The organism is Moraxella sp. Pampa (assembly GCF_035181385.1).
In the GTDB taxonomy this organism is placed as follows: domain Bacteria; phylum Pseudomonadota; class Gammaproteobacteria; order Pseudomonadales; family Moraxellaceae; genus Moraxella.
This window is the reverse complement of sequence record NZ_JAXCJK010000004.1, coordinates 41,801-63,101: the sequence shown is the minus strand read 5'-3', so window position 1 is coordinate 63,101 and position 21,301 is coordinate 41,801. Positions and strand designations below refer to the sequence as shown.

13 protein-coding genes are annotated in these 21,301 nt (G+C 43.1%); 10 read left to right on the top strand and 3 right to left on the bottom strand.

The window, feature by feature from the left end:
- The first annotated feature begins 2 nt into the window (after positions 1 to 2).
- Positions 3 to 2,777 (top strand): lactoferrin/transferrin family TonB-dependent receptor, encoded by a 2,775-nt coding sequence (locus R0123_RS07625; protein ID WP_323843633.1) that lies wholly within the window; start codon positions 3 to 5, stop codon positions 2,775 to 2,777.
- A 76-nt stretch (positions 2,778 to 2,853) separates the two neighbouring features.
- A complete protein-coding gene (locus R0123_RS07620; RefSeq protein ID WP_323842257.1) occupies positions 2,854 to 4,299 on the top strand; it encodes a surface lipoprotein assembly modifier in 1,446 nt (481 codons plus the stop codon).
- Positions 4,300 to 4,470: 171 nt separating this feature from the next.
- On the opposite strand, the gene R0123_RS07615 is transcribed toward R0123_RS07620, so the two are convergent.
- A complete protein-coding gene (locus tag R0123_RS07615; protein ID WP_323843632.1) occupies positions 4,471 to 5,967 on the bottom strand; it encodes a leucyl aminopeptidase in 1,497 nt (498 codons plus the stop codon).
- A 267-nt stretch (positions 5,968 to 6,234) separates the two neighbouring features.
- Here R0123_RS07615 and R0123_RS07610 point away from each other — a divergent pair, with 267 nt between their 5' ends.
- Together R0123_RS07610 and lptG are read left to right on the top strand one after the other, a co-directional pair.
- Entirely contained in the window at positions 6,235 to 7,446 is a 1,212-nt protein-coding gene (locus R0123_RS07610; RefSeq protein ID WP_323842259.1) for an LPS export ABC transporter permease LptF, read from the top strand.
- Positions 7,443 to 8,549 (top strand): LPS export ABC transporter permease LptG, encoded by a 1,107-nt coding sequence (gene lptG, locus R0123_RS07605; RefSeq protein WP_323842260.1) that lies wholly within the window; start codon positions 7,443 to 7,445, stop codon positions 8,547 to 8,549. The genes R0123_RS07610 and lptG overlap by 4 nt, the downstream gene beginning before the upstream one ends.
- A gap of 71 nt (positions 8,550 to 8,620) precedes the next feature.
- Here the strand turns inward: lptG and ompR are convergent, their stop codons facing one another.
- On the bottom strand, positions 8,621 to 9,355 hold the full coding sequence (ompR, locus tag R0123_RS07600) for a two-component system response regulator OmpR (protein WP_323842261.1): 735 nt from the start codon (positions 9,353 to 9,355) through the stop codon (positions 8,621 to 8,623).
- Between the two features lie 280 nt (positions 9,356 to 9,635).
- On the opposite strand from ompR, the gene R0123_RS07595 reads away from it, so the two are divergent.
- Positions 9,636 to 12,032: a helix-hairpin-helix domain-containing protein gene (locus R0123_RS07595; RefSeq protein ID WP_416381706.1), complete on the top strand. Its 2,397-nt coding sequence runs from the start codon at positions 9,636 to 9,638 to the stop codon at positions 12,030 to 12,032.
- Positions 12,033 to 12,158: 126 nt separating this feature from the next.
- Here the strand turns inward: R0123_RS07595 and gltA are convergent, their stop codons facing one another.
- Positions 12,159 to 13,436 (bottom strand): citrate synthase, encoded by a 1,278-nt coding sequence (gene gltA, locus R0123_RS07590; RefSeq protein WP_323842263.1) that lies wholly within the window; start codon positions 13,434 to 13,436, stop codon positions 12,159 to 12,161.
- A gap of 1,054 nt (positions 13,437 to 14,490) precedes the next feature.
- On the opposite strand from gltA, the gene sdhC reads away from it, so the two are divergent.
- The 5 genes from sdhC (at position 14,491) to R0123_RS07565 (ending at position 21,267) form a co-directional block, all read left to right on the top strand.
- Positions 14,491 to 14,880, top strand: a complete 390-nt coding sequence (gene sdhC / locus R0123_RS07585) for a succinate dehydrogenase, cytochrome b556 subunit (protein WP_323842264.1) — start codon at positions 14,491 to 14,493, stop codon at positions 14,878 to 14,880.
- 20 nt (positions 14,881 to 14,900) lie between these two features.
- Complete coding sequence (gene sdhD, locus R0123_RS07580; protein WP_323842305.1) at positions 14,901 to 15,236, top strand: succinate dehydrogenase, hydrophobic membrane anchor protein; 336 nt, start codon at positions 14,901 to 14,903, stop codon at positions 15,234 to 15,236.
- Between the two features lie 46 nt (positions 15,237 to 15,282).
- Positions 15,283 to 17,133, top strand: a complete 1,851-nt coding sequence (gene sdhA / locus R0123_RS07575; protein WP_323842265.1) for a succinate dehydrogenase flavoprotein subunit — start codon at positions 15,283 to 15,285, stop codon at positions 17,131 to 17,133.
- 100 nt (positions 17,134 to 17,233) lie between these two features.
- Positions 17,234 to 17,944, top strand: coding sequence for a succinate dehydrogenase iron-sulfur subunit (locus tag R0123_RS07570; RefSeq protein ID WP_323842266.1), 711 nt, complete (start codon positions 17,234 to 17,236; stop codon positions 17,942 to 17,944).
- A 482-nt stretch (positions 17,945 to 18,426) separates the two neighbouring features.
- A complete protein-coding gene (locus R0123_RS07565; RefSeq protein WP_323843630.1) occupies positions 18,427 to 21,267 on the top strand; it encodes a 2-oxoglutarate dehydrogenase E1 component in 2,841 nt (946 codons plus the stop codon).
- The last annotated feature ends 34 nt before the right edge of the window (positions 21,268 to 21,301 follow it).

The following is a 21,301-nucleotide window of genomic DNA, read 5'->3' as shown; positions in this document are numbered from 1 at the left end:
TTATGAAAAAAAATCAATATCGCCAAAAATACCTAAGCTTGGTTGTGTGTTCGATGCTTTTTGGGGCCGTAAACCCAGCATTTGCTCAAGATGATGAAAATAGTACTGCTAAAAATCCCAATGCCCCAAATGCCGTGCTAGATACGATTGATGTTGTGGTTAAAAAACGCTTAACCAAGAAAAGTGAAGAAGTAACAGGGCTTGGAAAAACAGTCAAAACAGCCGAGGAGATTAGCCAAAAACAAATCCTATCCATTCGTGATTTGGTCAAAGATACACCCGGTGTAGCAGTAGTAGAACAAGGTCGTGGTGCAAGTTCAGGTTATACCATTCGTGGTGTAGATAAAAACCGAGTTGCCGTTACTGTTGATGGGCTAAGCCAAGCTCAGTCATACTTGGTACAAAAACGCCAAACAGGCGAAGGTCGAGAGGGCAGCGGTGCAATCAACGAGATTGAACTGGAAAATATCAGTGCTGTACAGATTAGTCAAGGTGCAAATGGTTCAGAATCTGGTAGCGGGGCATTGGGCGGAGCGGTCAGTTTCCGAACCAAAAATGTCAGTGATGTATTAGACCATGATAGCAAATTTGGCACCTTTTACAAAGGCTCTTATGCTAGCCGTGATAAGCAGACCATGCACTCTGCGGGCTTTGCCCTGCGTAATGACAAGGCTGATTTGCTCTTGCAATATACCGACCGTACCAAGCAGGCTGTCATACCACACAAAGACATATTGAACACAGAATATGGCATATGGCGATGGGGCAGTACGGCTGATGACTTGACGAATGGTGGCATTGTCTTTGATGATGATGACACGCATAAATTTATCGTCGTAGAAGAATGTCCTAACTATGAAACCAGTCTGGCGGGCTGTACGATTAAGAAAAAAGTGCTAAGCAAGCCCATTTTTGAGAAAATGAATGCCAAAGACTATACGGGCAAATATCGAGTTTTGGGCGACCCTATGGATTATAAATCTGGCTCATACTTGTTCAAATTAGGCTATAATCTTGCTCCACAGCATCGCTTTGAGGCAGTTTATGAGAGCACAAAACAAAAATATGACACCAGAGACATGAGCAAAGAAAGCTATCACTTAAAAGACACTCCGAATGGAGGTGCACTAGGCTCAGCTCGAAAAGTTTATCTTGGTAGTCGCTACCATGAAGGACTACATACTACGCCACCAGATGGAATTGCAGGTTATTGGTCGCAGGCTCGTTTTATTGATGAAAAACACAGCAAAGACAGATTTGGCTTAAGCTATCACTTTAAAAATGACAACAAAAACGCCTTAATTGATGATGCCAAAATTAGCGTTGATCGTCAAACGGTAGATATCAACAATTTTGTTACCGAAAAATACTGCTCTGAATACCCAACCATTGATAAAAACTGTGTGGCTAGTATTGATAAACCCAATTCTGCCGAAAAAAGCAACCGTACGATTTATGTAGAAAATCATAATGTATTGCGTGCTGATTTTAGTAAATTTATCCAAGGAGAGAAGATTGATCATAAGCTGTCAGCGGGTGTTGGTATAGATAAATTTAACTCCAAACGCACCATTTCAGACATTCACGCAAAGTCCTATAAACTACAATATGAATTCTTAAAAGATAAACACGGTGTGGAGGTGTGGTCAATCCAACCGCCTGTGCTAAAATATAGCGATGTGTGTAAAGATCAGCAATCTGGACTTGGTGAGGCGCGTAAGTGTGGCGACAGTGTTATTACGGGGCATAATTTGCACGCATCATTAAAAGACACCATTTATTTTGGTGATTTGGTGGATTTAAGTTTGGGTTTACGCTATGATACGCATTTGTTTAATAGTGATGACAGCTGGACTGGTAAGGGTAGATACAACAACACTTCTTGGAATGCTGGGCTTGTGGTAAGACCAACTGATTATTTGGATATCATGTATCGAGCGTCATCAGGCTATCGCGTACCTAGTTTTAAAGAATTATTTGGTTATCGTTTGGACGGCTTAATCAAAGGTGAGGATGATGACAAATATGAAGCCACTAATGTTCGTCCAGAAAAAGCCTTAAATCAAGAATTGGGAATCAGTGTTAAAGGCAATATGGGCGTGCTTGATGTCAGCTATTTTGATAACCGTTACAAAGACTTAATTGACCTAACTTTAAAACACTTTGATAGACCAGCACCTAATTTACCTGTACAGATCTGGGGCTATCGCAATTACCAAGATGTTCATCTTGATGGTGTTAGTATTGGTGGTAAACTCTATTTTGACAGCTTATCAGATAAACTGCCACAGGGTCTAACAGGTAGTTTAGCTTACCTTAAAACCAATGTGAAAGAAAATAAGATTAAAGGGAACTTTATCAATGCAGATGGTTATTTTCTAGATACCATCACACCAACCAGATATGTTTTTGGGTTGGACTATGCAGCTGATGGCGATAAATGGGGTCTTGGGGCAACTTGGACCATCACTGGTGCCAAAGATGCCAATGAGCTAAAAACACAGGCTGTCATACCTAGTGGTGAAAAGCATGAAAGAAAAGCCACCAATGTTAAAAGTCGTGGTTGGCATACCTTAGACCTGTCAGCGTTCTATCGTCCAACGGATTATATTACCGTGCGTGGCAGCGTTCAAAATCTTTTGAATCATCGCTATAGTACTTGGGAGTCGTTGCGTCAGACTTCTATCACTTCTGGCAATGCTCATGGACAAGCTTCGCTGAACCAATATGCCGCGCCAGGGCGTAACTTTGCAGTATCACTTGAGATGAAATATTAATTTTTGACCAATGTGATGTGTGGTAAATTCATACAGGTGGACGCTGTTCGCCTGTATGCTTATTTTGTGAGATTATATGAAACGATTAGAATTGTGTGGCAGTGCGTTGCCATTGTTATTGTCCGTTGGACTGATGTGTCATGTACAAGCACATGCCAACATCATAGACCAGACCCAAGATGATCGCCGATTGCAGTTGTCTGACACCAACTCTGCCCCACCGCCCAGCCCAACACAACCAGCAATACCAACTGACACACAGGTGATTAATATTGATGAATCTACATTATTAAACAGCCCCGAGCTTTTGGCACGAGCGATGCTATCAGCACTGGTCTATAATAATATAGATGGCGTGCGGACATTGTTACCCATTTATCAAAAACAGCCGAAAGATTTGATAGAATATCCAATGATCGTTTGGGCAAACGCTGTACTATCAACACAAAACCAAGAACATAAAACTGCCATCAAGCTCTATAAAGATCTTAAAAATAACTACCCTGATAATCGGTTATTTGCAGCGCGTTTGGCCCAAAGCCTATTTGCTAATCGTCAATACAAAGAAGCTCGTAACATCATCACCAGCGATCCAATCTTGACACAACAACTATCGCTTTATTTAACTGCCATTGATAATTTTACCAAAACAGATGTCCGTGCTGGTGGTAATTTAATTATTGATAAAAATATTAATAATGCACCAAAAAATCGGAATTTGGGCGGTGGGTGGTCGGCAAACGCCCCAATATCTGCTCACGGCATAGCATTTAATACTGGCCTATCCAAAAGATTTTTGTTTGATGAAGGGGTGTCAATTTCCCCAGATGTTAGTGTGCGTGGTAAGCTGTATCGTGATGCCAAGCAGTATAATGAGGTGTCTTTGCGTTCATCGCTCAACACCAGTTTTCGTGATGCCAAAAGAAGCTTAAGTGTCGTTCCTTTTCATGAATTGACCTACTATGCAGGAGCAAAAAAAGAAAATACCGAGTTGAAGTATTTTTCTGATAGTGTGGGCGTGCGATTGGCAGGCAGTACTTTACTTGGTGCTGATAGCCAATTTTCTGCCAGTGCTGAATTTGCCAAAAATAAATATCAAACTCGTAAGCATCTAGATGGTTATAGCATCAGTTTGTCCCCAAGTTTTAGTACTAAAAGTCAGATTTTGGGCAATGCATGGCTGAGTATCGGTTCGGATTATCAATATACTAAGACACGAGACAAAGATGACTCGTACAGACGAATTGGCTTGACGGGCAGTATTTCTAAACAATGGAAAAATCTTGGTGTCAGTGCCAATGTCGGCATTGCTAATAGGCACTATTTGGCACCCATGCCCATTTTTAATAAAATTCAAATCAACAAAGAGTATAATGCAGGCATCAGTCTATGGCATGACAAATTTAAGTATAAAGGCCTCATGCCAAGGCTGACTTGGCAGTATCAAAAAACAGACAGCACCATTCCATTACATAACTATGATAAAAGCCGTGTGTTTGTTGAGTTATCAGGGGGTTTTTAGTTGATTGATTAGGCTGTAAATCCATTGCCTGCGGTTGTTTATGGGGCGGTGCGATGTTATTCATGCAACAGTGTCTTGGTGTGTATGGTAATAACCGCCTAATTTTTTGTGCTTATCTATATAAAAAAATAAAACGCTCAATTTTGAGCGTTTTATTTTTTTTGGCGTAAATTATTTTTCTTGTGATTTTAAAAACTGTACTAATGTTGGCACTGGGCGACCAGTAGCACCTTTGTTTTCACCACTAACCCAAGCTGTGCCCGCAATGTCCAAGTGTGCCCATGCTTGGTTGTCTTTGATGAAATGCTCTAAAAAACAAGCCGCCGTGATAGAACCACCTTTTGGACCGCCAATATTTTGTAAGTCAGCGATGCTGGATTTTAGCTGGGCCTTGTATTCATCTCCCAGTGGCATATGCCAGATTAAATCATTGGTAAACTCGCTGGCTTCTTCTAATGCAGACAAAGTGTCCTCGTCGTTGCAATAAATTGCTGAGCGATGAGCACCTAGTGCCACCACACAGGCTCCTGTTAAGGTTGCTGCATCAATGATGGTGCGTGGCTCATAATTATCCTGAACATAACACAAAGCATCGCATAGCACCAAACGACCTTCTGCATCGGTATTTAAAATCTCAACACTGGTGCCGTCCATTGCGGTAACGATATCACCGGGGCGAGTGGCTTTGCCAGATGGCATATTCTCGGCGGCAGCGATGATGGTAACTAGGTCAATCTGCATATTTGCTTCACAGACCGCCTTGGTTGTACCAAGCATGGCAGCTGCACCACCCATGTCAAATTTCATCTCATCCATGCCTGCAGCAGGTTTTAGTGAGATACCGCCTGTGTCAAAGGTGATGCCTTTGCCCACAAGAGCGATTGGGTTGTTTAGTTTGGCTTTTTTGTTCTTTTTGGTTTTGCCAAAGTATTCAATGACAATGAGTTTGCCTTCTTCGTCCGAGCCTTTTGATACCGACATGAAACAGCCCATGCCCAGTTTGGTGATTTCTTTTTCTCCTAAAACGGTAACCTCAACTTTATCACTGTATTTTTTGGCAAGTTTTTTGGCTTCTTTGGCAAGCGTGCTTGGATTGAGTATATTGGGTGCTTCATTTGCCAAATCTCGGGCAAAACTTTGACCTTCAAAGGTTGCTTTGGTCAGACTAAGAGCTGCTTGGTATTCAGCTTCGCTGTCTTTGTTGTTGATGAGACTGACTGTCTCCAACTTGTCTGCATCGGCTTTTTTGGAGAAATGACGATCAAAACGATAGCTTGCATTGAGCAGTGCAAGGGCAAATTGAGAAAAATGTTTTTGGCAAATGACATTGCCCCACATAATCACGGCCGATTTGTGGTTTTTGATGGCTTTGTAGGTGGCTGCACCCAGCTTTTGGATATTGCTTGCCAGTTTATCTGATTTGCCAACACCCACCACCGTAATACCAACACCATTACCATCTAGTGCATGGTCGCCGACCAAGTCACACAGCCCGCCTGCAAAGTTTGATTTAGCGACTAACTGCTCGGCACGCTTGGCGTGGTCGTTGTCAGTATTGCCCAAGATGTTGCCTTCGTCGTCAGCAAAGAATACAAGCTGTGGCAAAGGATTGGATTTGGTTGGTTTTTTTAAAGTGAATGTTGAATGGGTAGAAAGGGTAATTGACATGATGATTCCTTAATGTGTTTATAAGATGATTTTTAGTGATTGAGATTTGTAAAAATGCACAGTTAGTTTAACACATTTGCCATGCTTTGTGTAAGGGGCTTAATAAAAAGTGATGTCAAAACATGATTTGCTGTATTGATTTGATGAGTGGGTTTGGTGTAAGAAACTGTCGATTGACATACCGCCTGTAAAAAATTTTTCAAGATTTTTGCAACGAAATTTTGATATAATGACCAATTGCTTTGCTTAATTTACTTGGATAAATCCGTGATTCTACGCCGTTATGTGATTCGAGAAGTCGCCATGACCACCGTTTTAGTGCTGGGGTTTTTGGTAGTGATATTGCTCGGTGGTCGCTTAATTCGCTATTTTGGCATGGTGGCAGAGGGTGGGTTGGACATGAGCGTTCTGCTGACTCTCATCAGCTATAACTTGCCATATTTTTTGGAACTGATTTTTCCATTATCGTTTTTTATTGGCTTGATGCTTGTCTTTGGCAGACTGTACGCAGACCACGAGATGGCGGCACTAAATGCCATTGGCATCAGCCGTGGACAGGTGGCAAGGCTGCTGTTGCCATTTGTGCTCATTGCTTTTGTGATGCAATTTTTTATCACAACCGTAGGCAAGCCATGGGGTGTGGCAAGGGCAACGAATGTCTGGCAAGAGCAATCGGTGCTGGAGATCTTTGATTTTATAACACCAAAAAAATTTGTTAGTAGTGGCGATTATCATTTATATGTCGGTGAAATTGGACAAAACCGAGAATATTTAAAAGATGTCATTGTGATTTGGATGCCAAACAAACAAGCCAATAAGTCGTCTTTAAACGACATTGCCAAGCAAGGCACAATTATTGACCAAAAGGTTGAATCACTTGCTCAAAACGCCCCAAGTCAGCCTGCCCAAGAAAAAGACACCGTCATTTATGCTAAGTCTGCCACACAGGTGGAGAGCGATGATGGTGTATTGAGATTGGATTTACATCAAGGCAGACGCTATGAAATTGATGCTGCCAGCAAAAAATACAGCCAAATAGGTTTTGAAAAATATCGCATCAGCTTGGCAGTAGGCAAAACTGATGAGCTAAAACCGATGAAAATTGAAGGTTGGGCAACGACAGACTTGCTTGATCATCTGAACAAAACCACTTTTAGCCCAAGCCGTAGCGAAATTCATGCTGAGCTGGGTTATCGGTTTGGTTTGCCTTGGTTGATTTTGATTGCTGTCATGATTGCACCGCCCTTGGCACAGGCAAGCCCACGGCAGGGCAGATGGCTTAAACTCATTCCTGCGATCTTGATTTTTGTGGTTAATGTGCTGATTTTGATTTCCTTAAAAGAAAGTGTCGCCAAAGGTAAGCTGGGCAACTGGGCTTATCCTTTGGTGCTTACGGTAATGTTTTGTGTGGCTTTGTACATCAATTATCATGAACGAATGATGGTAAAATTGCGTCTTGGACGGAGCGTGCGTACATGAGATCGTATCTTTTGGCACGCTATGTGATTCGTGCCGTTTTGTTTGCGATGATGGTTGCGGTGGTGGGCTTATGGCTGCTTCAAATGATCTTTGCCTATTTGAGCGAGCTAGAGAAGTTGAGCGATGTTTATACTGTCCAAGATGCACTTACTTTGATTTTATATCGCTCTCCGTATTTTTTGGTGCAATTTATCCCAACAGGGATACTACTTGGCTCGGTGATTGGGCTAGGACTGCTTGCGGGCAATAGTGAGCTGGTGAGTATGCAGGCATCTGGTGTGAGTAAGTATCGCATCATCAGCTGGGCAATGATTCCTGCTAGTCTATTTGTGGTGATTTCTCTTGCGGTGAATCAGTTTGTCCTGCCCACTGCCAATCAAAAAGCTACCGCCATCAGACATGATACACCCATGAGCCACCTGATATCGGTAGATGGTTATTGGTCGGTCAGTGAGCATGAGTTGGGGCAGGATATTGTTTATATCAGTTATGCTGACAGCGAGGGTAGATTGGGCAAGACCAAGCGATATACGCTTGATGGTAACAGCAATTTGATCCATGCCTTGCGTGCAGAGTCTGGTAATTATGATAAGATGGCTGTTCATTCGCCTTATTTAGATGGTCGTTACACTTGGCAATTGAATGATGTTGAGGCGATTGATATCGGCACACATGGGGTACAGCATAGCCATGAGGATAGCAAACTGCTCACGCTACCCATTGCACCGACAGATGTTCATTTGCTCACACAAGACCCTGATGATATGTCATTGACCGACTTGTACGCACACAAACAGCTGATGAATCACCAAGGGGTGTCGTCTGCTCGGCATGAGCTAAAATTTTGGCAAAAGCTACTCTTGCCATTTGCGATATTATCCTTGGTGTTGGTGGCATCGTCATTTGTTTTTGGTTCACTACGGTCGCAAGGGCTTGGACTTCGGATTGTGCTGGCATTATTGACAGGGCTGTTGTTTAGCTATCTGACTGATTTGACAGGTTTTATTGCTTTGGCAGTCAATCTGCCTCCCTTGGCTATGACATTGTTACCCATCATCATCAGTGCGGCAGCAGGGATATATCTACTGAATAAACGCCAGTAATAAGCCAACAAAATACAGCAAAAAAAAGCAGGTGGTAACCTGCTTTTTAAATCAGTTTAGCTTAAATCAGCTTAGCCTTCTGCACCATCTGGCACGAATACATAGCCCACACCCCACACGGTCTGGATATAGCGAGCTTGCGAAGGGTTATCTTCAATTAGGCGGCGTAGGCGAGAGACTTGCACATCAATAGAACGCTCCATTGCTCCCCATTCACGACCACGAGCCAAATTCATGAGTTTATCACGAGTCAAAGGCTCTCTTGGGTGTTGTACTAGGGCTTTTAAAACGCTGAATTCTCCTGTGGTCAGGGTAACAACATTGCCTTCTCGTTTGAGCGTGCGTGTGGATAAATCCAGCGTCCAAGAACCAAATTCTACCACTTCCATTTGTTGGCTTGGTGCACCAGGCAACTCACGATTTTGACGGCGTAGAACAGCTTTGATGCGAGCCAGTAGCTCTTTTGGGTTGAATGGCTTTGGCAGATAATCATCTGCCCCTGCTTCTAGCCCTGCAATGCGATCGGCATCACTTCCTTTGGCGGTGAGCATGATGATGGGTATGCCTGAATTCTCGGCACGCAAACGCTTGCATATACTGATGCCGTCTTCATCGGGCAACATAAGGTCAAGCACGATGAGCGAGAAAGCCTCACGAGCGATCAGTTTATCCATTTGCTTGCCATCGTGTGCCACACGCACCACAAAACCATCATCTTCTAAAAAGCGTTGTAGTAGTGTTCGCAGACGCACATCATCATCAACCACCAAAATGCGATGAGCAATATTTTCGTTCAATTCTGTCATGTCTTATCCTTAGGTTTGTCCACTGGTTGATGTCAGATATTATAGATGTTTAGTGTACAACATTGCACAAAAAAATGTAACAACTTTTTGGCAAGTTTTTTGGCAATTTTTTATTATCATATCATGCCTACATGATGAATAAAGTAAAATTTACCAACGATAACAATTTTTAACCCAAATCTTTTAACCTAAATCGTGGTTTTGGGTGAATTTACGGTTTTTAAGATGAAACGACTGTGGTAAAATGCTCACTGTTTTTAATTTCATCTTTAACTTTAAAATAGAAAAAACCATGACAGACACCGTTCAACCTGCCATCAATCATGATGCCATCTATGAAAAACTTGCCAAAGAACACGGCGTGAAAACTAATCAAGTATTGGCGTTTGCCAACTTATTTGATGAAGGAGCGAGCGTGCCATTCATTGCGCGTTATCGTAAAGAGCAGACAGGTGGTCTAGATGACGCTGTTTTGCGTGGTCTTGAAAAAGGGCTGAGTTCTGAGAGGGATTTGGCGGCAAGACGCCTAAAAATCATGGAATTGATGGCTGCTCAAAATGTCTTGACGGCAGAGCTGATCTCACGCATTGAGGCGGCTGCCACCAAACTTGAGCTTGAAGAGATTTATCAGCCATATCGTCCGCGTCGCCGTTCTGTCGCTGCTCGTGCTAAACTTGCTGGTCTTGAACCGATTGCTGATGCAATTTTAGCAGGAGCTGACCCTGCTGATGCACTTTGTGGCTTTGTCTGTCCTGATACTTTGACCGACGAAATGGGTGAAACTTTTGAAGCTGACTTTAAAGATTTTGATAAGCAGTTGGCAGGGGTGCAGGCAATTATTTTGGACAATTGGGCGCAGTCATTAGACTTATTGGACGAAGTGCGATTGGGCTTTAATAAGACCGCCAGCATTCGTTCAGAATTGGTGGGTGAAGAAAAACGAGAGGCAGGTGAGAAGTTTAAGGATTATTTTGAACATACTGAGTCGTTTGCCAAACTGTCAAATCATCGCCTGCTTGCCATGTTGCGTGGTCGTCAGCAAAATGTATTGGTGCTTCATGTTGATGGTGAAGATGAGCCGTTTGTCCAAAAAATCAAATCTCATTTTAATGTTGATGATAATGCCGCTAATGGTGCATTTTTAGCAGATACAGCAGATAAACTATGGCACGCCAAGTGGCGTAGTCAAATCGAGCACCGTTTATTAACCGAGCGTCGTGTGGCAGCCGAGACCGATGCCATTGGGGTATTTGCCGAAAACTTAAAACACCTACTGATGGCGGCCCCTGCTGGTCGCAAGGTCATTTTGGGTGTAGATCCTGGCATACGCCATGGGGTAAAAATGGCCGTCATCGATGCTACAGGCGATGTGTTGGCAACTGAAACGGTCTATCCATTTGAGCCTTATAATAAAGTTGATGCAGCACGCAAGGTGATTGCTGACTTGATACAAACATATGGCGTGGTATTGGTTGCTATCGGTAATGGTACGGCCAGTCGCGAGAGTGAGGCTCTGATAAAATCAATTATTGATGATGAAAAATTATCCGCCAAGGCTCTTGTCATTTCTGAGGCTGGTGCATCTGTATATTCGGCAAGTGAAATCGCAAGTAATGAGTTGCCCAATCTTGATGTGTCGGTGCGTGGCGCGGTGTCAATCGCTCGCCGTCTACAAGACCCCTTGTCTGAGCTTGTGAAGGTTGAGCCAAAAGCCATCGGTGTAGGTCAGTATCAACATGATGTTAATCAAACCGAGCTTGAATCAAGTCTTGATAAGGTTACTGAGGACTGTGTGAATGCGGTGGGGGTTGATGTTAATACAGCAAGCCCTGCCATTCTTGCACACATTGCGGGCCTAAATAAAAATGTCGCACAACAAATCGTCGATTATCGCCGTGTTAATGGTGCTTTTAAAAACCGTGATGAGTTAAAGGCGGTGCCAAGACTGGGTGTAAAAACTTTTGAACAAGCAGCAGGATTTTTGCGTATCAAAGATGGCACAGAGCCTTTGGATGCCACAGGCGTGCACCCTGAGAGCTATGGCCTGGTATACGAGATTTTGCGTCAGGCGGATAAATCGCTATCAGATGTTTTAGGTAATGAAAGTGTTGCCAAATCGCTCAATGACAGCAGTGATAATTTTAGCCAGCTTGCTACAGTACTTAATGAACTGGCCAAGCCTGCCCACGACCCTCGTGGTGAGTTTAAAACTGCTAAATTTCGTGATGATGTCAATTCTATCAAAGATTTGGCGGTTGGCATGGTGTTAGAAGGCGTGGTAACAAATGTAACTGCTTTTGGTTGTTTTGTTGATATTGGTGTGCATCAAGATGGTTTGGTGCATATTTCTGAGTTGTCCGATGACTTTGTGGACAACCCTGCAAGCATCGTCAAACCCCAAGATATTGTCAGTGTTCGTGTGATTTCGGTAGATGAGGCTCGTGGTCGCATCGGCTTTAGCATGAAATCTGAAAAATCAGAAAATACAGATGCGAACGGGGCGGGCAAAAAGCCTGAGCAAGCCAAAGGCGAGCATCATTTTGAACGCAGATCAAAGCAGGCATTTGATAAAAATTCAAGTAACAAACCAAAAAAAGAGGCCCATTCAAAATCTGCTAAGGTGAAATCAGACAAGCTGGGTAGTTTTGGTGCATTGTTAAAACAAGCAGGTTTGTGATGAATCATCAATTAAAAACCACCTTCTATGGGTGGTTTTTAATTGATATGCTGATATAAAAGTGTCATAATAAAAAAATCCCCCAAAGTTTTGAGGGATTTTTTATTAGGCTTTGTAAAGCTAAAATTATTTGCGGTCTTCTAATTTTACAAATGCACGATGCTTCTCGCCAGTATATCTTTGGCGTGGACGACCAATCTTGAAAGATTCTGAGTGCATCTCTGTCCAGTGTGCAATCCAGCCTGCGGTACGCGCTAGGGCAAAGATAACGGTAAACATTGAGGTTGGAATACCGATGGCTTTTAGGATAATGCCAGAGTAGAAGTCTACATTCGGGTATAATTTACGCTCAATGAAGTATGGGTCTGACAGAGCAATTCTTTCTAGTTCCATGGCCAGTTGTAGCTTTGGATCATTAACACCAAGTGCACCCAATACCTCATCGCAGGTTTGCTTCATCACTTTGGCGCGTGGATCAAAGTTCTTATAAACACGGTGGCCAAAGCCCATGAGTTTGGCTTCTTTTGTTTTTACTTTCTCCATGAATGATGCGACATTCTCAACCGTACCAATTTCATCTAGCATGGTAAGAACTGCCTCGTTAGCACCACCGTGTGATGGCCCCCAAAGAGCAGCAATGCCAGAAGCGATACAGGCATAAGGGTTGGCACCTGTCGAGCCCGCCAGACGCACGGTAGAAGTTGAGGCATTTTGCTCGTGGTCAGCGTGTAGGGTAAAGATTTTATCCATCGCTTTAACAAGTACAGGGTTTGGCTTGTAATTGACATCACCTGGTGTTGCAAACATCATATAAAGGAAGTTTTCAGCATAGCTGAAATCTTTGCGTGGATATAAGAATGGTTCACCGATTGAGTATTTATAACTCATCGCTGCCAAAGTAGGTACTTTTGCAATCAAGTCAACCGCTGTCTCATCACGATGCTCGGCATCAGAAATGTCTAGATGATTGTGATAAAAAGCAGACAGGGCACCGACCACGCCAATCATGATTGCCATTGGGTGAGCATCACGACGGAAGCCTTCAAAAAACTTACGCAACTGGTCATGAACAGCCATACGACCGCTCACACGCTCATAAAATTCTTCTTTTTGTTTGGCATTTGGTAGGTCGCCATATAGCAGAGCATAGCATACTTCTAAATAGTCAGCATTGTCAGCAAGCTCATCGATGGCATAGCCACGGTGTAGCAATTCCCCTTTGTCGCCATCAATAAAAGTCAGAGCGGACTCAACAGGTGCGGTCGCCATAAAGCCTGGGTCATAAGTCCAAAAACCTGCCTTGTTCACTGCGGTGATGTCTAGTACAGGGCGACCCAATGTAGATTCTAAAACTGGCATTTCATATTCTGTGCCATCTACGACCAATTTAACTTCTTGTGTCATGATAAACCTCTTCTGGTTGTGAATGTCCTATGTTTGCATCTTGGTCTGCCATCATGGCAAACTAAAAATGAAAACTGACGAGTTAAATCGCATCTTCATAAGCCTTTATTCAAGATGCGACATCCTTGTTTGGTGTTTTTGTGCGTAAAAAAAGTACGCATTGAACAGCTGGTGTGCTGATGATACAAAAACTTTGCACAACTTACAAGCATTCATCACAAAAATTTCTCAAAACACCTGTTTTAGCGTGGTTATTGCCAACAAAAAATTTGAAAAAATGAAGAGCTGTTGTGCCAGTTGTGATAAATTGTATGCAGTGATTGTAGGAAAAATTTTGTATTTTGACAAGGGCTTTTGTTCATCATGACATTATTTGTAACAATTGATTTGTAACAATTGATTGATCACATTTGTTGATAAAAATTTATAAAAATCACTCAAATACTAAAACATTAATACTAAAACTACTAAAACATTGCTTATAACGATTGCTTAAAAGTTCTTTATAGCCAGATATTAAACCAAATCTTGATGACAACGCCACAGGCGGTGCAAGATTTGATGGTAAAGATTTTTTGGTATTAATTAGATGGTATTGATTAAATTTTGTTGTGATGTTGCGATTGTTTTTTATTAGTTACAAAAAATTGCCACATTTTTAACAAAAATGCCCAAATTTGTTTGTAAAATTTCGCCAAGCGTTTTATAATTCCGATATTTACCAACCTGCTTTTATAAACGATAATCACTTGCAATATCAAGCTGTTGGCAAAACTTTCATGCAAGTTTTGCCTGCCATGATGGCAGATGGTTTGGTTCATTGATTATGATTTAAAAGTATTTTCAATTTTTTTTTGATGGTGTTCGCTGTGTAGGGTTTTGACTCTTAGGTGCAATTTGTTTTATTAAGAAAATGTGTTAAATCCGATCATTAAAGGTCTTCATTTGCCTTATTGTTTAGTATTTAGGATTGAACAACACAAAACAAATGTGCATTTGGAGCTTCCTTTGTCAGCCAGCTCTCCTTGCCCTTTGCGGCGTTAATTAGATAAGGATGCCCGCTGTGAAAAGCAACCGACCGATTAACCTACCTTTAAGCCAAGTGATTGCGGTGAACTCAAAATCTCCGATTGCAATGGCTTCTATTTTGCACCGTGTTTCTGGCATTGTGCTGTTTTTACTTGTTCCTGTGATGCTATGCGTTCTGCAAACATCATTATCATCGCCTGAAAGCTTTGCTTCGGTATTTGATAATTTGTTGGTTCGTTTTGTGGCATGGGTTTTTGTGGCGGCAACGGCTTATCACTTTGTGATGGGCTGCAAACATTTGCTTGCTGACCTTGGCATGAATGAAGAATTTAAGTCTGGCAAGACTGCTGCAGTTGTGAGCTTTGTGATTGCAGCGGCCTTGATTGTGGCTTCGTTTGTATGGGTGATGTTCTAATGGCTAGAAATAATTCAGGTATCAAAAGTGCAACAGGCTTGACGGGCTCAGGCTCACGAGATTGGATTTTACAACGCATCAGTGCGGTTGTTCTTGCGGTGTATGCACTGGTTGTTGTAGGATTTTTCTTATTTAATGATGTCAATTACGACACTTGGCATGGCTTTATGATGAGCTTGCCCATGAAGCTGTTTAGCCTTGTGATGATTTTATCGCTCGTGTTTCATGCGTGGGTGGGTATGTGGACGGTGTTTACTGACTATGTAAAATCATCAGGTCTGCGTTTGGTGCTACAAGCAGTGGTGATCATCGCTGTTTTGGTGTATCTGTTCTGGGGCGTGATGATTTTTTGGTAATCTGCCGATCATCATCTGATAAATTGATAATATTTTAGGAATTAACATGGCATCAGCACAAGATAATACAATCAATAATATCCCCACGCTCAACTTTGATGCAGTCATTGTTGGTGGTGGCGGTTCAGGTATGCGTGCGTCATTACAGCTTGTAGAAGGCGGTATGAAAGTTGCGGTACTGACTAAGGTTTTCCCAACTCGCTCGCACACTGTGGCTGCACAAGGTGGCATCGGTGCATCTTTGGGCAACATGAGTAATGACAATTGGCATTTTCACTTTTATGATACTGTGAAAGGCTCTGATTGGCTGGGCGACCAAGACGCTATTGAATATATGTGCCGTGAAGCACCAAAAGTCGTCTATGAGCTAGAACACATGGGAATGCCTTTTGATCGTAACGCAGATGGCACCATTTATCAACGCCCATTTGGTGGGCACTCTGCCAACTATGGTGAAAAGGCGGTACCTCGTGCGTGTGCAGCTGCTGACCGTACAGGACATGCGTTGCTTCATACTTTATATCAAAAAAACCTTGAAAAAGGCACCCAATTTTTTGTTGAATGGATTGCACTTGATCTTATTAAAGACTCAGAAGGCAACATCAATGGCGTGGTGGCTCTTGACCAAGAAACTGGCAATATCTCAGTATTCCAAGCTCAAACGACTGTTCTTGCTACAGGTGGTGCAGGCCGTATATTTAAAGCGTCTACCAATGCTTATATCAATACAGGTGATGGTCTGGGCATGGTGGTGCGTGCTGGCATTCCATTACAAGACATGGAGTTTTGGCAATTCCACCCAACGGGTGTGGCAGGTGCTGGGGTGTTATTGACCGAAGGTTGCCGTGGTGAGGGTGCTATCTTGCGTAATAAGCATGGTGAAGCGTTCATGGAGCGTTATGCCCCAACACTAAAAGACCTTGCACCTCGTGACTTTGTCTCTCGTTCTATGGACCAAGAGATTAAAGAAGGTCGTGGTTGTGGTCCTAATGGTGATTACATCGTGATGGACATGACACACTTAGGTCATGCTGAAATCATGAAGCGTCTGCCTTCGGTATTTGAGATCAGTCATAACTTTGCTAATGTGGACATCACCAAAGAGCCAGTACCAGTTGTGCCAACGATTCACTACATGATGGGCGGTATTCCAACCAATATCCACGGTCAGGTTACTGTACCTGTACTAGATGGTCATGTGGACGAGCAAGGTCTGTATACTGAGGGTCGTATCATTAAGGGTCTGTATGCCATTGGTGAATGTGCGTGCGTATCTGTTCATGGTGCGAACCGTCTGGGCACCAACTCACTGCTTGACCTTGTGGTATTTGGTCGTGCAGCAGGTCAGCACATTCTTGATGAATTTGCTAAGTCTGACCGTAGCTACAAGCCACTTAATCCACGCGTCCTTGATTTTACCCAAGCACGCCTTGACAAATTACAAAACTCTACTGAAGGCTACAACGCTCAAGAGGTGGCTGATGAGATTCGCAACATCATGCAATCTCATGCTGGCGTGTTCCGTACCCAAGCTTTGATGGACGAAGGGGTTGAAAAGATTTTGGCGATAGCACCAAAAGTTGCCAATATTCACCTAAAAGACAAGTCTGCCGTCTTTAATACTGCACGCATTGAAGCCTTAGAAGTTGCCAACCTTTATGAAGTTGCCAAAGCAACCATGTTGTCAGCAGCCCTTCGTCATGAATGCCGTGGTGCTCACTCTGTATTAGACTATGAGCGTCCTGCTGATGATGATTATGCACCATTGGGTCGTAATGATCATGAATGGATGAAGCATACGCTTTGGTATTCAGAGAATAACCGCGTGATTTATAAGCCAGTTCGCAAAAAACCACTGACTGTGGACTACTGTGAACCACGGGTTCGTACTTTCTAATTAATGATTTTATCAATGAACTTAGGCTGACAGCCAATAATAATATTTTTTTGTGTCATCAGCCTAAGTTTCATACCGAATATTTTTGTGGAGAAGGACTATGAGTCGAGGCACTCGCATTGTAGAGATTTATCGCTACGACCCAGACAAAGACAACGCCCCTTATATGCAGACTTACGAGATTGAGCTGCTAGAAAGCGACCGTATGCTACTTGATGTGTTGTTGCGTTTAAAAAAAATTGACGAAACTTTGACATTCCGTCGCTCTTGCCGTGAGGGTATTTGTGGTTCAGATGGCATGAATATCAATGGCAAAAATGGCTTGGCGTGTTTGATTAATATGAACACCCTGCCAAATAAGATTGTCGTACGCCCACTGCCTGGCTTGCCTGTGATTAAAGATTTGGTTGTGGACATGAACCAGTTCTACGCTCAGTACGAAAAAGTTCACCCTTACCTAATCAACAGCCAGCCTGCACCACCAAAAGAGCGTTTGCAGTCACCAGAAGACCGTGAAAAACTCAATGGTCTTTATGAGTGTATTTTATGTGCGTGCTGTTCAACTTCTTGTCCGTCATTTTGGTGGAATCCAGACAAGTTCCTTGGCCCATCAGCACTACTTAACGGTTATCGTTTCATCATTGATAGCCGTGACAGCGATACCCAAGCACGACTTGCTCGTCTTGATGACCCGTTTAGCCTGTTCCGTTGCCGTGGTATCATGAACTGTGTGTCGGTTTGTCCAAAGGGTCTAAACCCAACCAAAGCCATCGGCCATATCCGCAATATGTTGCTTGATGTAGCAGGTTAGTGACTGTTTGATGTATTTAAGGTCTTATCTTTTGATAAGACCTTTTTTGCTTTGCTTGGTTTAGACCAAAAAAGTGTTGCTAGGATTTATGATCAATGATAAAAATTGATAAGAACTGTTGGCTGATTGATGGCTGATTGATGGCTGATTGATAAAAGCTGGCTCATTTTTATTTGGTTGGATGATTTGATAAAATACATGATAAAAAAGTACGGTCAAAAATTTAAGTTTTATAAAATTTTTTGCCAAAAGCTGGTGATTGATAATTTAAATGGGAATTTTTTACGAAATTTTACGACCATATACATTTTTAAAAACATTGCAACTTGTTATCTTGTGTGAAATGGCGTACACTATACAGTTGATATGCGTCTTATAAAAATACTCAGGCGTATCGGTAGATATTTTGATCGGTGTTGAGAGTTTTTTTCAACGATTAACAATGATTTATCCTAAAAATTCCCAAAGAAATGGCGAAAACTATGACAAACAGTAAAAATACGGTGGCATATCAAAACACCGAATTGGCAGCGGACGGTGCAGCGTATATTGAGGCGTTGTACGAGGATTATTTGGCAGATAAAGACAGTGTCAGTGAAGAATGGCAAGCATATTTTGCAGACTATCGTGTTGACACTGATGCACCACATAATGCGATCAAAGAGCAGTATTTATTGCTTGCTCGCAACCAGACCAAAGGTCGTTTGGTGCAAACAGACAGCAACTGTGATCCAAAACAAATGGGTGTGCAGCAGCTCATCTCTGCTTACCGTCGTCGTGGCCATCGTGTGGCAAACCTGGATCCTTTGGGTTTGCAAAAACGCCCAGAGATTGAAGATTTGACTTTGGCATATCATGGTTTGTCTGAGGCTGATCTTGATACGGTTTTCCCAACCAATTTGATGAGTATTGGCAAGCAAGAAGCCACTTTGCGTGAAATCATTGAAATCTGTGAACGCATCTACTGTGGTAGCATCGGCTATGAGTATATGCATGTCTTTACAGCAACCGAAAAAAAATGGATTGAAAACTATATCGAATCCAATCAGGGGCATATCCGTTTTGATAAGGATAAAAAGCTAGAAATCTTTGACCGCCTGACCGCTGCTGAGGGTTTGGAAAAATACCTTGCGCGTAAATATACAGGGGTAAAACGCTTTGGTCTAGAGGGTGGCGAGAGCTTCATTCCTGCGGTACATGAGATGATTCAGCGTGTTGGCGATTATGGTGCCAAAGAGGTTGTCATTGGTATGGCTCACCGTGGTCGTCTGAATCTGCTTGTGAACATCATGGGTAAAAACCCTGCTGCCTTATTTGATGAATTTGATGGTAAAGTACAACCAACCATTGGCTCAGGAGATGTTAAATATCATAATGGGTTTAGCTCAAATGTCATCACCAAAGGTGGCGAACTGCACTTGGCATTGGCTTATAACCCATCGCATTTGGAGATTGTCTCACCTGTGATGTTGGGTTCTGTACGAGCACGCCAAGCTCGTCGTTCTGAAAAATATGGCTATGAAATTGACAACAAAACCGTGTTGCCAATCGTGGTGCATGGCGATGCTGCTTTTGCAGGTCAAGGTGTCAACCAAGAAACTTTCCAAATGTCGCAAACTCGTGCCTATAAGACAGGTGGCACTTTGCACATTGTGATTAATAACCAAGTTGGCTTTACCACTAGCCGTCCAGAAGATGCTCGTTCAACAGAATACTGCACCGATGTGGCGAAGATGGTTCATGCACCAATTTTGCATGTTAATGGCGATGACCCAGAAGCTGTGGTATTTGCTGCTCAGCTGTTGGTGGATTATCGTCATGAATTTGGTCGTGATATCGTGCTTGATATTGTTTGTTACCGCCGTAATGGTCATAATGAATCAGACGAGCCATCAGCAACCCAACCTTTGATGTATCAAATCATCAAAAAGCTACCAACCACACGCACGCAGTATGCCAACAAATTGGTGGCAGAAGGCATCATCAATCAAGAGCAAAGCGGTCAGATTGAAGATGGCTATCGTGTGGCACTTGATAATGGTCAAGATGTGGCAAGAGGGCTTGCCAAAGACCCAGATATCAGTTTGTTTGTGGATTGGAAACCCTATATCGGACATAAACTAGAAGACGACTGGCAAACTGGCGTGGATATTGAGAAGCTCAAATCCTATGGTCAGGCGATGGCAAAAGTGCCAGAAGGCTTTGAATTACAGCGTCAAGTTGCCAAGGTCATTGAACAGCGTCTTGCCATGCAAACAGGTCAAGAACCACTTAACTGGGGTGCAGCTGAGACTTTGGCGTATGCGTCGTTGGTTGATGAGGGTCTGCTTGTGCGTATCACAGGCGAAGATGTGGGTCGTGGTACATTCTCGCATCGCCATAGCGAACTTTATAACCAAAAAGATGGCAGTCTTTATGTGCCATTACAGCACATTCGTGAGGGGCAGGCACGCTTTGCCACCTATAACTCACTGCTGTCAGAAGAGGCGGTACTTGCTTTTGAATACGGCTATGCCAGCACCATGCCAAACGCTCTCATTGTTTGGGAGGCTCAGTTTGGTGATTTTGCCAATGGTGCACAGGTTGTGATTGACCAGTTTATCTCATCAGGCGAAACCAAATGGCAACGCCTATCAGGTCTGGTCATGCTGTTGCCTCACGGCTTTGAGGGGCAGGGTCCTGAGCATTCGTCAGCTCGTCTTGAGCGTTATTTACAGTTGTGTGCTGAGGACAATATGCAAGTCATCACACCAACGACACCTGCACAGATTTTTCATGCGTTGCGTCGTCAAGTGGTGCGTCCTGCACGCAAGCCTTTGATTGTCATGTCGCCCAAATCGCTATTGCGTCATCCGCTTGCCACCTCAACGCTAGAAGAGCTTGCTGATGGTAAATTTGAAACCGTATTGCCAGAGATTGATGCACAAGACAACAACAAAGTAACTCGTATGGTGCTGTGCGGTGGTAAGGTGTATTATGAGCTGCTTGACCAACGCCGTAAGCTGGGTCTGGACCATGTGGCGATTGTGCGTATTGAACAGCTTTATCCGCTACCAGAGGCACGCATTTTAGAAGAATTGGCGAAATATCCAAATCTTGCTGATGTCGTGTGGGCACAAGAAGAGCCTTTAAATCAGGGTGCTTGGTACTTCCTGCTACCAGAGATGTATCGCATCATGGCAACTGAGTCTGCCAAACTTGCTGCCCCTGCGGCACGCCCTGCTGCGGCAGCCCCTGCAACGGGCTCACCTAAGATTCATGCTGCCCAACAGCAGGCATTGATTGCTGATGCACTTGGCGTAACTGTAGGCGATTTGAAGTAATATTCTTGCCAAACCGAGTATTTTGGTTTGGCGT

What these genes read in the sequence shown, in the direction of transcription:
- R0123_RS07625 (WP_323843633.1), top strand. Translation starts at nt 3, where the DNA reads ATGAAAAAAAATCAATATCGCCAAAAATACCTAAGCTTGGTTGTGTGT.
- R0123_RS07620 (WP_323842257.1), top strand. Translation starts at nt 2,854, where the DNA reads ATGAAACGATTAGAATTGTGTGGCAGTGCGTTGCCATTGTTATTGTCC.
- R0123_RS07615 (WP_323843632.1), bottom strand. Translation starts at nt 5,967, where the DNA reads ATGTCAATTACCCTTTCTACCCATTCAACATTCACTTTAAAAAAACCA.
- lptG (WP_323842260.1), top strand. Translation starts at nt 7,443, where the DNA reads ATGAGATCGTATCTTTTGGCACGCTATGTGATTCGTGCCGTTTTGTTT.
- ompR (WP_323842261.1), bottom strand. Translation starts at nt 9,355, where the DNA reads ATGACAGAATTGAACGAAAATATTGCTCATCGCATTTTGGTGGTTGAT.
- gltA (WP_323842263.1), bottom strand. Translation starts at nt 13,436, where the DNA reads ATGACACAAGAAGTTAAATTGGTCGTAGATGGCACAGAATATGAAATG.
- sdhC (WP_323842264.1), top strand. Translation starts at nt 14,491, where the DNA reads ATGCCCGCTGTGAAAAGCAACCGACCGATTAACCTACCTTTAAGCCAA.
- sdhA (WP_323842265.1), top strand. Translation starts at nt 15,283, where the DNA reads ATGGCATCAGCACAAGATAATACAATCAATAATATCCCCACGCTCAAC.
- R0123_RS07570 (WP_323842266.1), top strand. Translation starts at nt 17,234, where the DNA reads ATGAGTCGAGGCACTCGCATTGTAGAGATTTATCGCTACGACCCAGAC.
- R0123_RS07565 (WP_323843630.1), top strand. Translation starts at nt 18,427, where the DNA reads ATGACAAACAGTAAAAATACGGTGGCATATCAAAACACCGAATTGGCA.